At 55.5% G+C, this 17835-nt stretch carries 16 protein-coding genes; 14 read left to right on the plus strand and 2 right to left on the minus strand.

Annotated elements, in window-relative coordinates; all coding sequences use genetic code 11:
• Nucleotides 1–3 precede the first annotated feature (3 nt).
• The 11 genes from AB4O25_RS26550 (at nt 4) to AB4O25_RS26600 (ending at nt 11836) form a co-directional block, all read left to right on the plus strand.
• Complete coding sequence (locus AB4O25_RS26550) at nt 4–1215, plus strand: glycosyltransferase family 4 protein (RefSeq protein WP_158555753.1); 1212 nt, start codon at nt 4–6, stop codon at nt 1213–1215.
• 1 nt (nt 1216) lies between these two features.
• Nucleotides 1217–2452 (plus strand): glycosyltransferase family 4 protein, encoded by a 1236-nt coding sequence (locus AB4O25_RS26555; RefSeq protein WP_017526591.1) that lies wholly within the window; start codon nt 1217–1219, stop codon nt 2450–2452.
• 9 nt (nt 2453–2461) lie between these two features.
• Nucleotides 2462–3319, plus strand: a complete 858-nt coding sequence (locus AB4O25_RS26560) for a dTDP-4-dehydrorhamnose reductase family protein (protein ID WP_017526590.1) — start codon at nt 2462–2464, stop codon at nt 3317–3319.
• 13 nt (nt 3320–3332) lie between these two features.
• The gene (locus tag AB4O25_RS26565) at nt 3333–4343 is read left to right on the plus strand and encodes a polysaccharide biosynthesis protein (RefSeq protein ID WP_017526589.1); all 1011 of its coding nucleotides are present in this window, start codon (nt 3333–3335) and stop codon (nt 4341–4343) included.
• Nucleotides 4336–5463 carry a non-hydrolyzing UDP-N-acetylglucosamine 2-epimerase gene (gene wecB / locus AB4O25_RS26570; protein ID WP_017526588.1) on the plus strand — a complete coding sequence of 376 codons (1128 nt, stop codon included), beginning with the start codon at nt 4336–4338 and terminating at the stop codon, nt 5461–5463. The genes AB4O25_RS26565 and wecB overlap by 8 nt, the downstream gene beginning before the upstream one ends.
• Before the next feature lie 14 nt (nt 5464–5477).
• Nucleotides 5478–6437, plus strand: a complete 960-nt coding sequence (locus tag AB4O25_RS26575; RefSeq protein WP_135196689.1) for a UDP-glucose 4-epimerase family protein — start codon at nt 5478–5480, stop codon at nt 6435–6437.
• On the plus strand, nt 6434–7462 hold the full coding sequence (locus AB4O25_RS26580) for an MraY family glycosyltransferase (protein WP_116079478.1): 1029 nt from the start codon (nt 6434–6436) through the stop codon (nt 7460–7462). Before AB4O25_RS26575 ends, AB4O25_RS26580 begins: the two co-directional genes overlap by 4 nt.
• Nucleotides 7463–7556: 94 nt before the next feature.
• Nucleotides 7557–9551 carry a polysaccharide biosynthesis protein gene (locus tag AB4O25_RS26585; RefSeq protein ID WP_017526585.1) on the plus strand — a complete coding sequence of 665 codons (1995 nt, stop codon included), beginning with the start codon at nt 7557–7559 and terminating at the stop codon, nt 9549–9551.
• 110 nt (nt 9552–9661) lie between these two features.
• Nucleotides 9662–9994, plus strand: coding sequence for a ComEA family DNA-binding protein (locus AB4O25_RS26590; RefSeq protein WP_017526584.1), 333 nt, complete (start codon nt 9662–9664; stop codon nt 9992–9994).
• Nucleotides 9995–10327: 333 nt separating this feature from the next.
• The gene (locus AB4O25_RS26595) at nt 10328–10972 is read left to right on the plus strand and encodes a GntR family transcriptional regulator (protein ID WP_460150164.1); all 645 of its coding nucleotides are present in this window, start codon (nt 10328–10330) and stop codon (nt 10970–10972) included.
• Between the two features lie 15 nt (nt 10973–10987).
• On the plus strand, nt 10988–11836 hold the full coding sequence (locus AB4O25_RS26600; protein ID WP_017526582.1) for an urea carboxylase-associated family protein: 849 nt from the start codon (nt 10988–10990) through the stop codon (nt 11834–11836).
• 6 nt (nt 11837–11842) lie between these two features.
• On the opposite strand, the gene AB4O25_RS26605 is transcribed toward AB4O25_RS26600, so the two are convergent.
• Nucleotides 11843–12010 (minus strand): DUF2897 family protein, encoded by a 168-nt coding sequence (locus AB4O25_RS26605; RefSeq protein WP_003172675.1) that lies wholly within the window; start codon nt 12008–12010, stop codon nt 11843–11845.
• A 110-nt stretch (nt 12011–12120) separates the two neighbouring features.
• Nucleotides 12121–13485 (minus strand): ethanolamine permease, encoded by a 1365-nt coding sequence (eat, locus tag AB4O25_RS26610; RefSeq protein WP_017526581.1) that lies wholly within the window; start codon nt 13483–13485, stop codon nt 12121–12123.
• Between the two features lie 411 nt (nt 13486–13896).
• Here eat and kdpF point away from each other — a divergent pair, with 411 nt between their 5' ends.
• From kdpF to kdpB, 3 genes are read left to right on the plus strand one after another with little or no spacing between them, the layout of a single operon-like run.
• On the plus strand, nt 13897–13986 hold the full coding sequence (kdpF, locus tag AB4O25_RS26615; protein ID WP_003218754.1) for a K(+)-transporting ATPase subunit F: 90 nt from the start codon (nt 13897–13899) through the stop codon (nt 13984–13986).
• A gap of 9 nt (nt 13987–13995) precedes the next feature.
• Entirely contained in the window at nt 13996–15690 is a 1695-nt protein-coding gene (gene kdpA / locus AB4O25_RS26620) for a potassium-transporting ATPase subunit KdpA (RefSeq protein WP_460150165.1), read from the plus strand.
• A 14-nt stretch (nt 15691–15704) separates the two neighbouring features.
• A complete protein-coding gene (gene kdpB, locus AB4O25_RS26625; RefSeq protein WP_189654379.1) occupies nt 15705–17762 on the plus strand; it encodes a potassium-transporting ATPase subunit KdpB in 2058 nt (685 codons plus the stop codon).
• Nucleotides 17763–17835 lie beyond the last annotated feature (73 nt).

Genomic DNA, 17835 nt, shown 5'->3' on the forward strand with positions numbered 1-17835 from the left:
TGTATGAAGAATATTTTGCTTGTATTGGGTGGCTTGGCCATTGGTGGCGTTGAGACCTATGTTGTCAGGTTGTCTAAATACCTCAGTCAGTCCGGGTGTAATGTAACAGTTACATTACTTTCGAATAAGTATGACGCAGGCCTGTTCAATGAGTTGTCTAATTACGCTACAGTCAATATCGTAGAACATCTGCCATTTTTTCCTGCGTCCAGTTGGATAAATGCGCTGTTGCCCGTGCCAAAGGATCCGGTTATATACGATGTCGTGCATGTGGTGGACGTGTTAACGTTGGCTTATGTTTTTTTGAATAAGGCGCGGTTGAAGTTCACTTTCCTTAGTATTGGTATCTATCACTCTATGGAAATCAGTTGGTGGCGGGGTCGAAATATATATTTCAGAAAGAAAATGCTCGAATTGTATGATAAAAACGTCCACTTGACGCTGTTTCCTAATGAGCGAACCGCGGAGATGGCAGCGGCGCTTTCTAATGTCGATGTGGCGACGCTGGATGTATTGCCGCTGGGGGTATCCTTTGAAAGCTATAGTACTCGTCAGCCACTTCAGTCGTCTCTGCGCATCGTTTCCATAGGCCGTTTAGTCGATTTTAAAGTTTATAATAAGCATGTCATCGCACAGCTGTCAGAGCTTCGTAAACGTGCAAATTTTGAGTATTTTATCTACGGCGCCGGTCCAGAGCACGCTGCGCTTATCTCGCTGGCTGAGACATGCGGTGTCAGTGATTATGTGCACTTTATGGGCGAAGTGGAGTATGCCGAGCTCCCCAGCATTTTCGACGGCGCGTTTTGTTTCGTGGGCTCTGGTACGACGATCATTGAAGCATCTGCAGCCGGTATTCCTTCGGTGGTGGGCATTGAATCCATAGAGTTACCGCTGACGTGTGGTCTATTTTCGGATGTCTCAGGGTATTCCTACAACGAAGTGTCAGCGACTACAGTGAGAGTAGGGATTCGGGAAACAATCGAGATGTTACATAGTATGAGTCCTGAGGGATACAGCGAAGTTTCTGATAAACATCGGCAAAAAGCCAAATCGTTTGATATCGTTGAAACATCAAAGCGGTTTGTTGAGCTGTCTAATCGGACCCCTGTATTTGATATTTCAATTAATCGCTGGGTTGCCATGTTGTCATTTGTCAAGTCAGTTATTCTTCAGGGGCCTAAAGCGCTTAAGTCCCGATTTGATAGTGTGGGATGATATGTCTTTGAATATAGCGATTGTCACTCAGTATTTTTATCCTGAGAGCTTCATTATCAATGATGTTGCCGAGGAGTTGGCGTGCTTCGGGCACACTGTTGAAGTCTTTACAGGACAACCTAATTATCCCGAAGGCGATACCTACAAAGGTTATGACTCCACTGCTTGTAGTGAGCAGATCTACAAGGACAGAGTAAAAGTTCATAGGGTTCCGTTGAGGCCCAGAAAGTCAGGTGGCGCTAAAAACTTGCTTCTCAACTACCTTTCCTTTGTGGCAAATGGCGTTAGGTACTTCCCGAAACAAAACGCTGGTAAGCAATTTGACGCAATCATCGTTTTTGCGGTTTCGCCGATTACAGCAGCTATTCCTGCCATCGTGTTAAAACGTTCCAGCAAGGCTCACTTGATGGTTTGGGTGCAGGATTTGTGGCCGGAAACGCTCAAGGCAACAGGGTTTATCAAAAATCCAATGCTGTTGAAGGCAATAGGTGTCTTGGTGCGTTTTATCTACGCACGGGCGGACACGGTCCTGGTTCAATCTGAAGCGTTCATTTCCTCTGCGTCCAAGTACGTGGCGAAAGACAAGCTCGTCTACTACCCCAACTCTTACCGCGTTGCAGCCACGCAAGCGAATGCTGTTGATGGCGTGCCGCTTGAGGTCCGCCAGTTATTGCTGTCGAATTTTTGCGTGGTCTTTGCCGGGAACCTTGGGTTTGCACAGTCCTTGGAGACTATTGTCGATGCCGCCAAGGCTCTGGTGCACCTGGATTGCAAGATTGTCGTGGTGGGCAGTGGTAGCCGTTTGGATTGGATGCAGGAACAAAAACGCCAGCACCATCTGCACAATCTGGAACTCGTAGGCCGTTTGCCCTCCTCAGCTATGCCCGAATTGTTCGCAAAAAGTGGGGCGTTACTGGTGACACTCAAGCGAGAAGAGATATTCGCATTGACCATACCCAGTAAGATCCAAGCCTATATGGCAGCAGGCAAGCCTATTCTGGCTGCTCTGGATGGCGAAGGGGCCAGGATTTTGGCCCAGGCGGGGGCTGGCTTATGTTCGCAAGCAGAGGATGCCGCAGCGCTGGCCAAGAACATTGAGGCGCTCTACGAGGCTACGCCGGAAAAAAGAGCCGCCTACGGAGCGGCGGCATTCAGGTTTTTCTGTGACAATTACGAAATGAAGACGCAATGCCATCGATTGGTACAAATTATTGAAAACCGTATTGCCAACTCTTAGAGATCAATCATGAAAATATTAGTGCTGGGCGTGACGGGAATGCTTGGAAGTACCGTGTTCAAGTACATTTCCAATCACACTTCACATAGCGTTTTCGGTACTATGCGTGGCAAAGGCGGGGCCAATTACTTCGAAGAGAAGCACGCGTGCTGCTTTTATTCGGATGTTGATGTTTTGGATTACGAGTCTTTGGTAGCGGTGTTTGAAAAAAACCGTCCTGACGTGGTGATCAACTGTGTCGGCCTGATCAAGCAATTAGCCCAAGCCAAAGATCCCCTGTCGACGCTGCCGCTCAATTCAATGCTGCCGCATCGCCTGTCCAAGTTATGCCAATTGATTAACGCACGGCTGATTCATATCAGTACCGACTGCGTATTTACTGGAACGAAGGGCATGTACCTCGAATCCGATACGTCGGATGCAGTGGACCTTTACGGTAAATCCAAATTCATTGGTGAGGTGAATGATCAGCCTCATGCGATAACGTTGCGCACTTCGATTATTGGCCATGAGTTAGCAAGTAGTGCATCTCTGGTCGACTGGTTTCTGTCCCAGGAAGGTTCGGTAAAGGGCTTCACGAAAGCTATTTTTTCCGGTGTGCCTACCGTAGAGCTGGCTCGTATCATCGCTGAGTTTGTACTGCCAAAACCAGAGTTATCCGGTCTTTATCACGTCTCTGCCAAACCAATTGATAAATTTACGCTGCTGACCGAAATCGCTAAGGTCTACCAGAAAAATATCGATATTATTCCCGATAACCAATTAGCGATCGATCGTTCCCTTGACTCGACGCGCTTTCGGGAGGCCGTGGGTTATAATCCGCCGTCATGGCCGGAGCTGATTCAGTTTATGCGCGCACAGCGATAAATTAGGAGGTTTTATGTTTGATAACAAAATTTTGATGATTACCGGTGGCACTGGTTCTTTCGGTAATACCGTTTTAAAGCGCTTTCTCGACACCCAAGTAAAAGAAATTCGGGTATTCAGTCGCGACGAGAAAAAACAGGAAGATATGCGCATTGCGTTGGGCAATGACAAAGTCAAGTTCTATATTGGTGATGTGCGTGACTACGCGAGCATTTCCCAAGCCATGGTGGGCGTCAATTATATCTTTCACGCGGCGGCACTCAAGCAGGTTCCGTCCTGTGAGTTTTACCCAATGGAGGCTGTCAAAACCAACGTTCTGGGTACAGAGAACGTGCTCAACGCGGCCATTGCGAACAATGTAGAACGTGTCGTGGTGTTGAGCACTGACAAAGCGGTGTACCCGATCAACGCCATGGGTATTTCCAAGGCTATGGCGGAAAAGCTGGTGGTTGCCAAGTCCAGAATGATCCCACAAGGCGGCCCGGTTATTTGCTCCACGCGTTACGGCAATGTCATGGCCTCGCGGGGTTCGGTCATCCCGTTGTTCGTCAATCAGCTGAAACAAGGCGGCGAATTGACGGTTACCGATCCCAATATGACCCGCTTCTTGATGTCGCTGGAAGACTCCGTGGACTTGGTGTTGCATGCTTTCGAGTTTGCCGAGCAAGGCGATATTTTCGTGCAAAAGGCTCCGGCCTCTACGGTAGAGGATTTGGCGCAAGCGCTGAAAGAACTGTTCAAGCGTTTAAATGCGATTAAAGTTATTGGCACTCGACACGGTGAGAAACTTTATGAGTCGCTGATTTCGCGGGAGGAAATGGCCAAGGCCGAGGACATGGGGCGCTACTATCGGATTCCGGCGGATAATCGCGACTTGAATTATGAGAAGTACTTTGTCGAAGGCGAAACGCATATTTCCGAGTTGGATGATTACACCTCCCATAATACAGAACGTTTGGACGTCGAAGGTGTTAAAACGCTGTTGTTGAAGTTGGAGTTTATTCAGGAGCAGCTCAATGCTTAAGGTCATGACGCTAGTCGGTACTCGCCCGGAACTTATTAAGATGAGTCGGGTGATCGCAGAACTCGATAAACAGACTCAGCATATTTTGGTTCACTCGGGCCAGAATTATGACTATGAGCTTAATCAAGTGTTTTTTGACGAGCTGGACATTCGCAAGCCCGACCACTTTTTAGGCGCCGTTGGCGAAACTGCGGCTCAGACAATTGCAGAGGTGATCGCCAAATCAGACGCGCTTTTTGAGTTGGAAAAACCCGACGCCCTGTTGCTCTACGGGGATACGAATACGTGTCTGGCGGTTATATCCGCCAAACGTCGAAAAATCCCGGTATTCCACATGGAGGCGGGGAATCGCTGTTTCGACCAGCGTGTACCCGAGGAACTCAACCGCAAAGTGCTGGACCATTTGAGTGATATCAATATGGTACTCACCGAGCATGCACGTCGTTATTTACTGGATGAAGGTGTGCGTCCCGAGACCATTATCAAGACCGGGTCGCATATGGCGGAAGTCTTGCAGCATTACATGCCCAAAATTGAAGCATCGGATGTTCTGGTTCGAGAAGGGCTGGTCGCGGGGCAATATTTTATTGTCAGCGCGCACCGTGAGGAAAACGTTGATACCCCAGACAATTTGAAGGATTTGCTCGGTTCACTGAAGGCACTGGCAGACGAATACCACTATCAGGTCATCGTCTCTACTCACCCTCGCACCCGCAAGCGCCTTGAGGCACTGGGCGAGTCTCTGGATCATCCGCTGATTCGCTTCGTAAAGCCGTTTGGCCTGCTCGACTACATCAAATTGCAGATGGAGGCGTTTTGCGTGGTGTCCGACAGCGGTACTATCACCGAAGAAGCCTCGTTGCTGAACTTGCCGGCAGTCACCATCCGCAATGCTCATGAGCGACCAGAGGGCATGGATGCAGGCACGCTGATAATGTGTGGGTTGAGAGCCGAGCGCGTTCTTGATTCGGTGCGTATCGTCACCACGCAACATGTTCGTGGCGAGCGGGCGCTTGCGGTGGTCGATGATTATCTTGGCGGTGCTGTATCCAAGAAAGTCGTGCGTATTGTGCACAGTTATACTGATTATATTAATCGCACTGTTTGGTCTAAGTCGTAGGCAAGGAGCTTTACGTGCACATTTTCGTCACTGGAGCTTCGGGATTTGTCGGCAGCCGGTTGGTTCAAGTGTTAGCCGCTCGTGCTGACACTCGTGTCACTGTTGCCGCAAGGGGCCGTCATCTTACCTGCGCAACGGCCGAGCGGGTGGTTCGATTCGAGGACCTTGCAACGGCGAGTTTCTCGGCGGAACTGTCTGGGGTGGACGCAGTGGTCCATTGCGCCGCTCGTGTTCACGTCATGAACGACTTGGAAGCTAACCCCCTTCACGCATTCCGCGTGGTCAATGTCGAAGGCACGCTTAACGTGGCGCGTCAGGCTGCGGAGGCTGGGGTACGTCGCTTTGTGTTTCTCAGCTCGATCAAGGTCAACGGCGAAGGCACCGAGCCCGGTGTGCCGTTTACTGCTGATCAGCCAGGCAACCCGGTAGACCCTTACGGGGTTTCAAAGATGGAAGCCGAGCAGCGCCTTCGGGAGTTGGCCCTAACGACGGGTATGGAGGTGGTGATCATTCGCCCCGTACTGGTGTATGGGCCAGGTGTGAAAGCTAATTTTCTGAGCATGATGCGTTGGCTGCATAAGGGGTTACCTTTGCCTTTTGGCGCCATTCATAACGCTCGCAGCCTTGTAGCGTTGGATAACCTGGTTGATCTGACCGTTCTGTGTCTGAGTCATCCGGCGGCTGCCAACCAGACCTTTATGGTCAGCGATGGCGAAGATTTGTCCACCACCGCCCTGTTACGCAAGATGGCATCAGCGTTGGAAAGGCCGGCGCGTCTGCTTCCCGTCCCTGCCGTTTTACTGAATGCCGCTGCCCGCATGCTAGGCAAGCGCAGCTTGTCTCAACGGTTGTGTGGTTCATTGCAGGTTGATATCGCCAAAACGCGTGCCGTTCTGGGGTGGACGCCGCCATTGTCAGTGGAACAGGCGTTGAGGCTCACTGCCTCGGATTACATGGAAAATGAAAAGAAATGAGTGAAGGGTGGATTGTTCTTGTTGTTGCATTAACCTCATTTTTGATGACTGCTGTACTTAGGCGTTATGCGCTTTCGCGAAGCATTATGGATATCCCGAATGCGCGCAGTTCGCATTCGATTCCCACGCCACGCGGTGGTGGTGTTGCAATCGTGCTGGCGTTTCTGGCGGTGACTCCTGTTTTGGGGTGGCTGGATTTGGTTTCGGCCCATACGTTGATCGCAATGGGAGGAGCCGGCGCGCTGGTAGCCGTACTGGGTTTTATGGATGATCATGGCCATATCGCTGCCCGCTGGCGCCTGACTGGCCATTTCGCATCAGCGATCTGGGCGTTGTTCTGGATGGACGGACTTGGCCCGCTGACGGTGTTCGGCTGGGAACTGCATCTGGGGCTGATCGGGAATATTCTGGCCGCTGTGTTTCTGGTCTGGATGCTCAACCTCTATAATTTTATGGATGGTATAGATGGGATTGCCAGTGTTGAAGCCATCTGCGCGTGCCTTGGTGGCTGTTTGCTCTTTGCGTTGAGTGGTCATCAGGACATGATTTGGTTACCGCTGCTCTTAGCTGCTGCGGTGAGCGCGTTCCTGGTTTGGAATTTCCCACCTGCCAAAATTTTCATGGGGGATGCCGGAAGCGGATTTCTGGGCATTATCTTGGGTTGTTTTGCGATTCAGGCCGGTTGGGTTCAATCATCGTTTTTCTGGGCCTGGTTGATTTTGTTGGGTGTGTTTGTGGTTGATGCAACGTTCACTCTGGTGCGCCGCCTGCTACGGGGCGATAAGGTCTACGAAGCGCATCGCAGTCATGCCTATCAGTTTGCTTCACGCAAGTTCGGTAGACACCTGCCAGTGACGTTGGCGGTGGCGGCCATTAATATCGTTTGGTTGTTGCCCATTGCACTCGGTGTTGTTCTATATGGATGGGATGGAACGTGGGCTCTGGTTGTCGCTTATCTACCGCTGATCTTCCTGGCGATCAAGTTTCATGCTGGAGAACTTGAGCGATCAGACGTTATTGACTGAGCCGCACGTGCAGCCGGGCAGAACGCCTCGAAGGGCTCATGGATGGCTTTACCAAGGCAAAGCATTAGGATGTTAAGAGGTGTTTGAAAACGCTATGGATAAGTTAAGGGCCTACTTGGTCGCTTTGCCTAGACGAAAAAAACGACTGATTCAGGTCGGCACGGATGTGTTTGTCGTTTGGGCTGCCTTATGGCTTGCTTTCGTTGTACGCCTGGGCATCGATGAATTGGCCAACCCGGTTCGTCTTCACCTCTGGTTGTTCATTGCCGCTCCAGTGATTTCAATTCCGCTGTTCATTCGCTTTGGTATGTACCGTGCTGTGATGCGCTACTTCGGCAACGACGCATTGATCGCGATTATCAAGGCGGTCAGCTTGTCTTCGCTCATTCTTGGCGTGGTGGTTTACTGGTACAGCAACCATCAAAATGTGGTTCCGCGCTCCATTATTTTCAACTACTGGTGGCTCAGTCTGATCATGGTAGGCGGCGTGCGACTTGGCATGCGCCAATACTTCTTGGGTGATTGGTTTTCCGCTGCGCAACATGTGCCGTTTACTAATCGTGAGGATGGGCTGCCGCGCGTCGCCATCTACGGCGCAGGCGCTGCCGGCAATCAATTGGTAGCCGCCTTGCGAATGGGGCGTGTTATGCGGCCGGTGGCTTTTATTGATGATGATTCTAGTATTTCCGAGCGCGTTATTTCCGGGCTGCAAGTGTATAAGCCCAAGCACATTCAACGCATGATCGATGCCACGGGGGCGCAGGAAATACTGCTGGCTATTCCATCCTCCAACCGCGGTCGCCGCCGTGAAATCCTCGGGTTTCTTGAAGGTTTCCCTCTGCATGTGCGCAGTGTTCCCGGCTTCATGGACTTGGCCAGTGGCAGGGTGAAGGTCGACGATATCCAGGAAGTCGATATTGCAGACCTTTTGGGTCGGGACACGGTGCCAGCCCAGCACGAATTGCTCGAACGCTGTATCAAAGGGCAGAACGTGATGGTAACGGGGGCGGGTGGGTCAATTGGTTCAGAACTGTGCCGGCAGATTCTTCCACTGCGCCCTAAATCGCTGCTGCTGTTCGAACACAGTGAGTTCAATTTATACAGCATCCTTTGCGAACTCGAAGAGCGTATTAACCGCGAGTCGCTACCGGTCAAAATTTTACCCATCCTGGGTTCGGTGCGTAACCAATCCAAGTTGCTCGATGTCATGAAAGCCTGGCACATCAGCACTGTTTATCACGCTGCCGCGTACAAACATGTGCCGATGGTGGAGCACAACATCGCCGAAGGCGTGTTGAATAATGTCATGGGCACACTGAATACGGCGCAAGCCGCATTGCAGACGGGCGTCGCCAATTTCGTGCTGATCTCTACCGATAAGGCGGTCCGCCCGACCAATGTGATGGGCAGTACGAAGCGCCTCGCCGAACTGACGCTGCAAGCCCTTAGTCGAGAGGTAGCCCCCGTATTGTTTGGCGACAATTCAAACGTCTCGCGCGTTAACAAGACCCGATTCACCATGGTGCGTTTCGGCAATGTCCTTGGCTCCTCTGGCTCGGTGATTCCGCTGTTCCACAGGCAAATCAAGTCGGGTGGCCCGGTGACCGTCACTCACCCGAAAATCACCCGCTACTTCATGACTATTCCGGAAGCTGCGCAGTTGGTAATTCAGGCCGGTTCCATGGGCTTGGGCGGCGACGTATTCGTGCTAGACATGGGCGAGCCGGTGAAGATTGTCGAGCTCGCTGAGAAGATGATTCATTTGTCGGGCCTCAGTGTGCGCTCTGATAAAAACCCTCATGGCGATATCGCCATCGAGTTTTCAGGACTGCGCCCCGGTGAAAAGCTTTACGAAGAATTACTTATCGGCGACAACGTAGTTGCAACTCAGCACCCGATGATCATGAGCGCCAATGAAGATCATCTGGCTTGGGATCTTCTCAAAGGTAAGTTGAACGAACTGTTGGGGGCCTTGGATCAGGACGATTACTCCCGTGTTCGACAGCTGCTGCGCGACACGGTAAGTGGCTATTCGCCGGATGGTGAAATCGTCGATCTTATTTTTCAACAGCGCCGTTTGGAGCCTTAAGCTCACACTCTGTAACGCCTGGGTTTTTGACTCCTTCCAGACATCGCCTAAGTTTGAAAAGCAGCTTCGGAAAGCTGCTTCTCTTCTACCGATGTCATGGAGCGTCACCAATGCAAAATACCTACATCTCTTCCCTGATCTTTGCCGTCGTCACCGCGTTTTCGGTTGCGACCACCGCAGCCCCTTCCATCAAACCCGAAGCCCCAGCCCCTGTCTCGGCGCAGATGAGCCAGGCCGAGCAATCCGCCAAAGTCAATCTCAACGCCGCTGATGCCGAAACCCTGCGTCGCGACCTGTTCGGTATTGGTGCCGCCAAAGCCAAGGCAATCATCGCTTACCGCGAAAGTAACGGCCCGTTTACGGCGGTGGACGAGTTACTGGAAGTAAAAGGCATCGGTAAAGCGTTGCTGGAAAAGAACCGCGAAAGGCTTGTTGTCAATTAAGTAAAGGGGGCCGGTCGTTGGCCGGCCTTTTTGCCATTTCGAAACCTGTGCCTTAGGTCTTCCCCGCAGCCTGTTCATGACGCGGTTCGCCAATTCTGCGTTTTCCACTTCTCGCCAACCCCAATGCGACCATCAGGGTCGACATTGTCGCCAAGCGCTTTTGCTCACATCCATTCCCTGATGCCGTTTTACATAGCCGTTAGAAAAAAACATAGCGCAGCCTCGGTTACAGACTCGCAGGTTAACCACTCTGTATTTCCTCTCGTGCGCCGGCCTTGGCATGAAAAGTGATTACATCTACCCGAAAGATTGTTCAACAATCCCGAGGTAGCCATGACGCTCAGTTTGTCTTTAGCCGACCAGATAGCTCTGGAGTTGCGCGCCGATATCATCGGTGGGCGGCTGTTGCCGGGTATGGCGTTGGTGGAGGTGGAATTGGTCAAGGCCTATAACGCGTCGCGCAATACCATCCGGGAAGCCTTGCATCGCCTGGGGCAGGAAGGGCTGACCCGCTATGTGCGCAATAAGGGGGTGGTGGTCCGACGATTGGAGCGCGCAGAGGTGCGGGATTTATTCGTCGTCCGTCGCACCCTTGAATTGCAGGCCATAGCCCTGAGCGGTGCGCTTACCCTGCAGCAATCGGAGTGCATGCAAAACGCGATTGACGCCACCACCCTGGCTCGCGAACGTGAAGATTGGCGAGCCGTGGCGACTCACAGTTTGCTGTTCCATCAGCAGATTGTGGGGTTGATGCGCAACCCGTTGTTCGAAGAGTTTTTCGCCCAAGTCATCGCGCAACTGCGCCTGGTGTTTTGCGCGGCGCCTGATGAGCAGCGTTTTCAATCGCCCTGGCTGGAGCGTGACCGTGAGATTTATCAATTATTGGTCCAGCAAGACAAGCCGGCGGCAGGGGAGGCGATGAGCTTGTACCTGGATGATTCGGAACGCCTGTCATTGGCCCTGTTTTCCTATCCCTGATCGAGGACTTGCACCATGTACAAAGACTATCCGGCCGCTTATCAGGTCAGTAAGGGTTCAGCGCTGCAGGTCGACACTGCGTTTTATGAGCGTATTCGTGATCGGGCGGATAAACGTACGTTGATCGAGCAGTTCGAGGTACCGATTCGAACGGGCAAAGCGTGGAAGGTGCCGGCAGGGCATGTGTTTCGTGTGACCACGCCGGTGGGGCCGCAGGTGGGGGATTTTAACGTGTGGAATGCCCATGATCCGCGCGAGCGTCTGTGGGCGGCGCGTACTCGCCAGTTGCAGGGGGCGCATGTCAGCACCCATGATCGGCTGTGGTCGAACCTGCCATTTTTGCGGCCTCTGGTAACCATCACCGATGACAGCCTGGCCAGTTACGGCATCGATGAACACGGCGGGCGCCTGCACGATTTGCTGGGCACGCGTTGCGATCCCTATGTGAACCGCATGTTGACCGGTGAGGACTTCCATCACCATTGCCATTCGAACCTGACCCGTGCGGTATTACCCCACGGTCTGACAGAGTTTGATGTGCATGACGTGCTGAATATCTTCCAATGTACGGGCCTGAATCACGACGACATGTATTTCATGAAGGCGTGCCCGGCGCAGAAGGGCGATTACCTGGAGTTTTTTGCCGAGATAGATGTGTTGTGCGCGCTGTCGACGTGCCCGGGTGGGGATTTGTCGCTGCCCATGTGGGGGCCGGATGCACAGGACCCGCTGACGGTCTGCCGTCCGCTTGGGGTTGAGATCTATAAGCTGGAGGATGAACTATTGAGCGGCTGGAGCCAGCCGGAGCGTGCTGCCTATAAGGGGCAGCACGGGTTGCATATCGCCAAGGCGGACTGGGAGTAAGCAGCCCTAGCGATCCTGCGCATCCTTGGCATCCGCCTGGGCGTTGCGCTCGGCTACGCGTTTGCGTTGTTCGTCGGTGAGTTCCACCTTGTTGGCGCTGTCACGCAGCATCATCAGCCCACCGACGATCGACCCGATCGCAACCACCATAATCAACCACGCATACCACGGCATAAGGCTCTCCTTGAGGCAGCTTGCCGTGGGAGAATTTTCCCACGGCAATAGCTGCTTTGAGTAACGGGCTTTCTGAGTAGTTCAGTGTAGGCCCGTTCTGCCTCGAAACCTTAGAGCCCGGTCAACATTGCGTCCACCGGTGCATCGGCACGGTCCTGCGCGGTCAGTTGGAAATAGATAAAACCCACCGCCATAAAGCCCAGGAAGATCAGGCCGATCAGCGTGTTGAACCAGGCCATCGCCACCAGGCACACCACCGCCAGTACCAGCGCAATGCCGGGCACGATTGGATAACCCGGTGCGCGGAAGGTGCGTTCCAGCAGCGGTTCGGTCTTACGCAGTTTGAATAGGCTGAGCATGCTCATGATGTACATCACGATGGCGCCGAAGACGGCCATGGTGATCATCGCCGCGGTCAGGGTCATGCCGCCCAGGTTGATCAGGCCGTCGCTGTAGATGGCGGCAATACCGACGACACCACCGGCGATGATGGCGCGGTGCGGTGTCTGAAAACGCGACAGCTTGGCGAGGAAAGACGGCAGGTAACCGGCGCGAGCCAGGGCAAAGAACTGGCGAGAGTAGCCGAGGATAATCCCGTGGAAGCTTGCCACCAGACCGAACAGGCCGATCCACACCAGCATGTGCAGCCAGCCGGAGCTGTCGCCCACCACGGTTTTCATCGCCTGTGGCAGCGGGTCGTTGATGTTCGACAGGGTGCGCCAGTCACCCACGCCGCCGGCGAAGAACATCACGCCCATGGCCAGGATCACCAGGGTGAGGATGCCGCTGATGTAGGCCTTTGGAATGGTGCGCTTCGGATCTTTCGCTTCCTCGGCGGCCATGGCCGCGCCTTCGATGGCGAGGAAGAACCAGATGGCAAACGGAATTGCCGCAAACATCCCGGCAATCGCCGGGGCGCCAAACGTGTCGGAACCGGCCCAGCCGTTCAGTGCGAAATTGCTGAAGCTGAAGGCTGGCGCGACTACACCCATGAACACCAACAGCTCGGCCACGGCGAGCACGCACACCACCAGTTCGAATGTGGCGGCGAGTTTCACACCGAGGATATTCAGGCCCATAAACACGATATAAGCGCCGACGGCCGCGTGTTTGGGGTCCAGTGCCGGAAACTGCACATTCAGATACGCGCCGATGGCCAAGGCGATGGCCGGTGGCGCAAAGACAAATTCGATCAGTGTGGCGAGGCCGGCAATCAAGCCGCCTTTCTCACCAAAGGCGCGGCGGCTGTAGGCAAACGGGCCGCCTGCATGGGGAATTGCGGTGGTCAGCTCGGTGAAACTGAAGATAAAGCAGGTGTACATCGCGGCGACCATCAACGAGGTCACCAGAAAGCCCAAGGTCCCGGCCACGCCCCAGCCGTAGCTCCAGCCGAAATACTCCCCGGAAATCACCAGCCCGACGGCAATGCCCCATAAGTGCAGGGTGCCCAAGGTGGGTTTGAGTTGTGTGTTCATTGTGCTGCGCTCCCGGAACGGTTTGGAATGATTCAAGGTGTTGCAGCGGCCATGCCAGCCTGAGAATCATTGTCGTAAAGCGACGCAACTGTCGCCTGGGGGACGGTTTGGCGTTTGAAATTTCTCGGCGTTGCACCAGAGGGGTGCGGCGGTGACTGTGCCGGCGCTATCGGGAGCAAGCTCCCTCCCACATGTTGACCGGATACATCCTTGGAATACGGTTCAATGTGGGAAGGGGCTTGCTCCCGATAACGCCCGCCCAAACGCCGAATACCCCGGCGTAAACCCCGCATAAACCCACTCTTTACGCCATCTTTACGCCCCGCCTACCCCCATGCTCTCGTTCCTTTACGCCACTCCTGCGGACAATTGCCCCACACGCGGCACTCGCCGCTAAACGGAGAGACTTCCATGAGCGTTCTGGACGGGGTGTCACTGCTATTGGCCGTGGCGCTGTTCATTTATCTGCTGGTTGCGCTGTTACGCGCGGATCGGAACTAGGAGCGGGCTATGCACAGTTATGACTATTGGCTGATCATCGCCTTCTTTGCCGTGGTGCTGGTGCCGGCGCCGTTCCTGGGGCGGTTCTATTACAAGGTGATGGAAGGCCAGCGCACGTGGCTCAGCCCGCTGCTGGGGCCTGTCGAGCGGGCCTGTTATCGCCTGGCCGGCGTGGACGCGCAGCAGGAACAAAGCTGGCGCAAATACATGTTGGCGTTGCTCGCGTTCAACCTTGCGGGCTTTTTGCTGCTGTTCGCGATTTTGCTGTTCCAGGGATCTCTCCCACTGAACCCGCAGAAATTGCCGGGCCAGGAATGGACGCTGGCCTTCAACACCGCAGTCAGTTTCATGACCAACACTAACTGGCAGAACTACAGCGGCGAAGCGTCCCTGAGTTACCTCAGCCAGATGGCCGGCCTGACCGTGCAGAACTTCGTCAGTGCAGCCACTGGTCTGGCAGTCCTGGTCGCGTTATGCCGTGGGATCGGTCGCAAATCTTCTCAGACTCTCGGTAACTTCTGGGTCGATATGACCCGCGCCACCCTCTACGGGCTGTTGCCGTTGTGCCTGGTGCTGGCACTGTTCCTGGTGTGGCAGGGCGTACCGCAGACCTTCGCCCATTACGTCGATGCCGTGACGATGCAAGGCGTGGATCAGGTGATCCCGCTGGGCCCGGCGGCCAGTCAGATCGCGATCAAGCAATTGGGTACCAACGGCGGCGGCTTCTTCGGGGTCAACTCGGCGCATCCGTTTGAAGACCCGACTGCGTGGGCCAACCTGTTCGAAGTGGCCTCGATCATCCTGATCCCGGTGGCGCTGGTGTTTACCTTTGGCCATTACGTCAAAGACCTGCGTCAGAGCCGCGCGATTCTTGGCTGCATGCTGGCGCTGTTCCTGATCGGCGGCGCGACGTCGCTGTGGTCCGAGTACCAGCCCAACCCGAGCCTGAACAACCCGGCCGTGGAGCAAACCGCGCCGCTGGAAGGTAAGGAAGCGCGCTTCGGCACCACGGGTACGGTGCTCTGGTCGGTGACCACCACGGCGGCGTCCAACGGTTCGGTCAATGGCATGCAAGACAGCCTCAGCCCTCTGAGTGGGATGGTGGCGCTGGTCAACATGATGGTCGGCGAAGTGATCTTCGGCGGCGTCGGCGCGGGTATGTACGGCATGTTGCTCAACGTGTTGATCGCCGTGTTCCTCGCCGGCCTGATGATCGGGCGTACGCCGGAATACCTCGGCAAGAAGCTCCAGGCCAAGGAAGTGCAACTGCTCGTCGTGACCTTGTTGGTGATGCCGGTTGGCGTGCTCGTGCTCGGTGCCATTGCTGCCAGCCTGCCAGGCCCAGCCGGTGCCATCAGCAACCCTGGCCCCCATGGCTTCAGCCAACTGCTCTACGCCTACACCTCAGCCAGTGCCAACAACGGCTCGGCGTTTGCTGGCTTCAGCGCCAACACGCCGTTCCATAACCTGATGCTCGGCCTGGGCATGTTGATCGGGCGCTTCGGCTACATCCTCCCGGTACTGGCCCTGGCCGGCAGCCTGGCGATGAAAAAGAGCGCACCGATTGGCCAGAACAGCTTCCCCACCCACGGACCGCTGTTCGTGACCCTGTTGACCGTGACCATTTTGCTGGTGGGCGGCCTGACTTTCCTGCCGACGCTGGCACTGGGCCCTATCGCCGAACACTTGAGCATGGGCTTCTGAGAAGGGATATGAACATGAATATGCCTGCAAAAAACGCGGCCCCGGTCAAACCCCAGGAGCCTGCCAAAACCGCCATCTCTGCTCTGTGGCGTCCGGCGCTGGTCCAGGCGTTCGTCAAGCTTGACCCGCGCCAGCTGAAGCGCTCGCCGGTGATGCTGGTGGTCGAATTGACTGCGATCCTCACCACGGTGCTGTGCTTCGTGCCTGACACCACCGTGCCGACTTTCGTTGCCGTGCAGATCGCCGTGTGGCTGTGGTTCACCGTGCTGTTCGCCAACTTCGCCGAAGCCTTGGCCGAAGGCCGTGGCAAGGCCCGCGCCGACAGCCTCAAGGCCGGCAGCGAGGGCCTCAGTGCACGGCGCAAGGAGGCCGACGGCAGTTTCAAGGTGGTGCCTGCCACCAGCCTGCGCAAAGGCGATGTGGTGCGTGTTGCCGCTGGGGAGATGATCCCCGGTGACGGCGAGGTCATCGAAGGCATCGCGGCGGTCAACGAAGCGGCGATCACTGGCGAATCCGCTCCGGTGATCCGCGAGTCCGGCGGCGACCGCTCGGCAGTCACCGGTAACACGCGGCTGGTCTCGGACTGGCTGCTGATCCGCATCACCGCCAACCCCGGCGAGTCGACCCTGGACCGCATGATCGCGTTGGTCGAAGGCGCCAAACGCCAGAAAACCCCCAACGAAGTGGCGCTGGATATCCTGCTGATCGGCCTGACGCTGATCTTCCTGTTGGTGGTGGTAACCCTGCAGCCGTTCGCCCACTTCGCCAATGGCAGTTTGCCGCTGGTGTTTCTGGTCGCACTGCTGGTGACGCTGATTCCTACCACCATCGGCGGCTTGTTGTCGGCCATCGGCATCGCCGGTATGGACCGCCTGGTGCGCCTCAATGTGATCGCCAAATCCGGCCGCGCCGTGGAAGCTGCCGGCGACGTGCATGTGTTGCTGCTGGACAAGACCGGCACCATCACCTTTGGTAACCGGCGTTGCGCGGCGGTGGTCGCGGCGCCGGGCGTCAGCGGGCGTGAGGTGGCCGAAGGCGCGCTGTTCGCCTCCCTGGCGGACGACACGGCGGAAGGCAAATCCATTGTCGAGTACCTGCGCGCCCTGCATCCCCAGGCCGAGCCGTCCCTGGATGAGTTGACCGCCGTGCCGTTCAGTGCCGAAACCCGTTTGTCCGGTGTCGACTACCAGGGCCGCATATTCCGCAAAGGCGCGGTGGACTCGCTGCTCGCATTCATCGGCCAGCCACGCGGTGATTTGCCACCGGCGTTGTCGCGGGAAATCGACAAAATCGCCCAAAGCGGGGGCACGCCGTTGCTGGTGTGCGCCGATGGCAAATTGCTGGGTGCGATTCATCTGAAGGACGTGGTCAAGCCCGGCATCCGTGAACGCTTCGCCGAGCTGCGCAAGTTAGGTATTCGTACGGTAATGGTCACCGGCGACAACCCACTGACCGCCGCCGCGATCGCCGCTGAAGCGGGTGTGGATGACGTACTGGCGGAAGCCACTCCGGAGAAAAAACTCGCACGCATTCGCCATGAACAGAACGATGGCCGACTGGTCGCGATGTGCGGCGACGGAGCCAACGACGCCCCGGCGCTGGCGCAGGCTGACGTCGGCATGGCCATGAACGACGGCACCCAGGCCGCCCGCGAAGCCGCCAACATGGTCGACCTCGACAGCGACCCCACCAAGCTGTTGGACGTGGTGCAGATCGGCAAGGAATTGCTGGTCACTCGTGGCGCATTGACCACCTTTTCCATCGCCAACGACGTGGCCAAGTACTTCGCGATCCTGCCGGCGCTGTTCGCCTCGATCTATCCGCAACTGGGCGTGCTCAACGTGATGCACCTGCAAAGCCCGCAGAGCGCGATCCTCTCAGCCATCGTGTTCAACGCGCTGATTATCGTGGTGCTGATTCCGCTGGCACTGCGTGGTGTGCGGGTACAGGCGGCGAGTGCGGCGGCGTTACTGCGACGCAACCTGCTGATCTATGGGCTGGGCGGGCTGTTGGTGCCGTTCGTGGGCATCAAGGCCATCGACATGCTGTTGACCGCGTTGCACCTGGTGTAACCCGAACGGTGCTTATGTGGCGAGGGAGCACACTCGCTCGCCACAGGGTTTCTCGACTCAATTGAGGATTTGA

The sequence above is a fragment of the Pseudomonas sp. S3_A03 genome, assembly GCF_054668275.1.

What these genes read in the sequence shown, in the direction of transcription:
- wecB (WP_017526588.1), top strand. Translation starts at nt 4,336, where the DNA reads ATGCTTAAGGTCATGACGCTAGTCGGTACTCGCCCGGAACTTATTAAG.
- AB4O25_RS26565 (WP_017526589.1), top strand. Translation starts at nt 3,333, where the DNA reads ATGTTTGATAACAAAATTTTGATGATTACCGGTGGCACTGGTTCTTTC.
- AB4O25_RS26585 (WP_017526585.1), top strand. Translation starts at nt 7,557, where the DNA reads ATGGATAAGTTAAGGGCCTACTTGGTCGCTTTGCCTAGACGAAAAAAA.
- AB4O25_RS26580 (WP_116079478.1), top strand. Translation starts at nt 6,434, where the DNA reads ATGAGTGAAGGGTGGATTGTTCTTGTTGTTGCATTAACCTCATTTTTG.
- AB4O25_RS26605 (WP_003172675.1), bottom strand. Translation starts at nt 12,010, where the DNA reads ATGCCGTGGTATGCGTGGTTGATTATGGTGGTTGCGATCGGGTCGATC.
- AB4O25_RS26550 (WP_158555753.1), top strand. Translation starts at nt 4, where the DNA reads ATGAAGAATATTTTGCTTGTATTGGGTGGCTTGGCCATTGGTGGCGTT.
- AB4O25_RS26600 (WP_017526582.1), top strand. Translation starts at nt 10,988, where the DNA reads ATGTACAAAGACTATCCGGCCGCTTATCAGGTCAGTAAGGGTTCAGCG.
- AB4O25_RS26555 (WP_017526591.1), top strand. Translation starts at nt 1,217, where the DNA reads ATGTCTTTGAATATAGCGATTGTCACTCAGTATTTTTATCCTGAGAGC.
- kdpF (WP_003218754.1), top strand. Translation starts at nt 13,897, where the DNA reads ATGAGCGTTCTGGACGGGGTGTCACTGCTATTGGCCGTGGCGCTGTTC.
- kdpB (WP_189654379.1), top strand. Translation starts at nt 15,705, where the DNA reads ATGAATATGCCTGCAAAAAACGCGGCCCCGGTCAAACCCCAGGAGCCT.
- kdpA (WP_460150165.1), top strand. Translation starts at nt 13,996, where the DNA reads ATGCACAGTTATGACTATTGGCTGATCATCGCCTTCTTTGCCGTGGTG.
- AB4O25_RS26590 (WP_017526584.1), top strand. Translation starts at nt 9,662, where the DNA reads ATGCAAAATACCTACATCTCTTCCCTGATCTTTGCCGTCGTCACCGCG.
- eat (WP_017526581.1), bottom strand. Translation starts at nt 13,485, where the DNA reads ATGAACACACAACTCAAACCCACCTTGGGCACCCTGCACTTATGGGGC.
- AB4O25_RS26595 (WP_460150164.1), top strand. Translation starts at nt 10,328, where the DNA reads ATGACGCTCAGTTTGTCTTTAGCCGACCAGATAGCTCTGGAGTTGCGC.
- AB4O25_RS26560 (WP_017526590.1), top strand. Translation starts at nt 2,462, where the DNA reads ATGAAAATATTAGTGCTGGGCGTGACGGGAATGCTTGGAAGTACCGTG.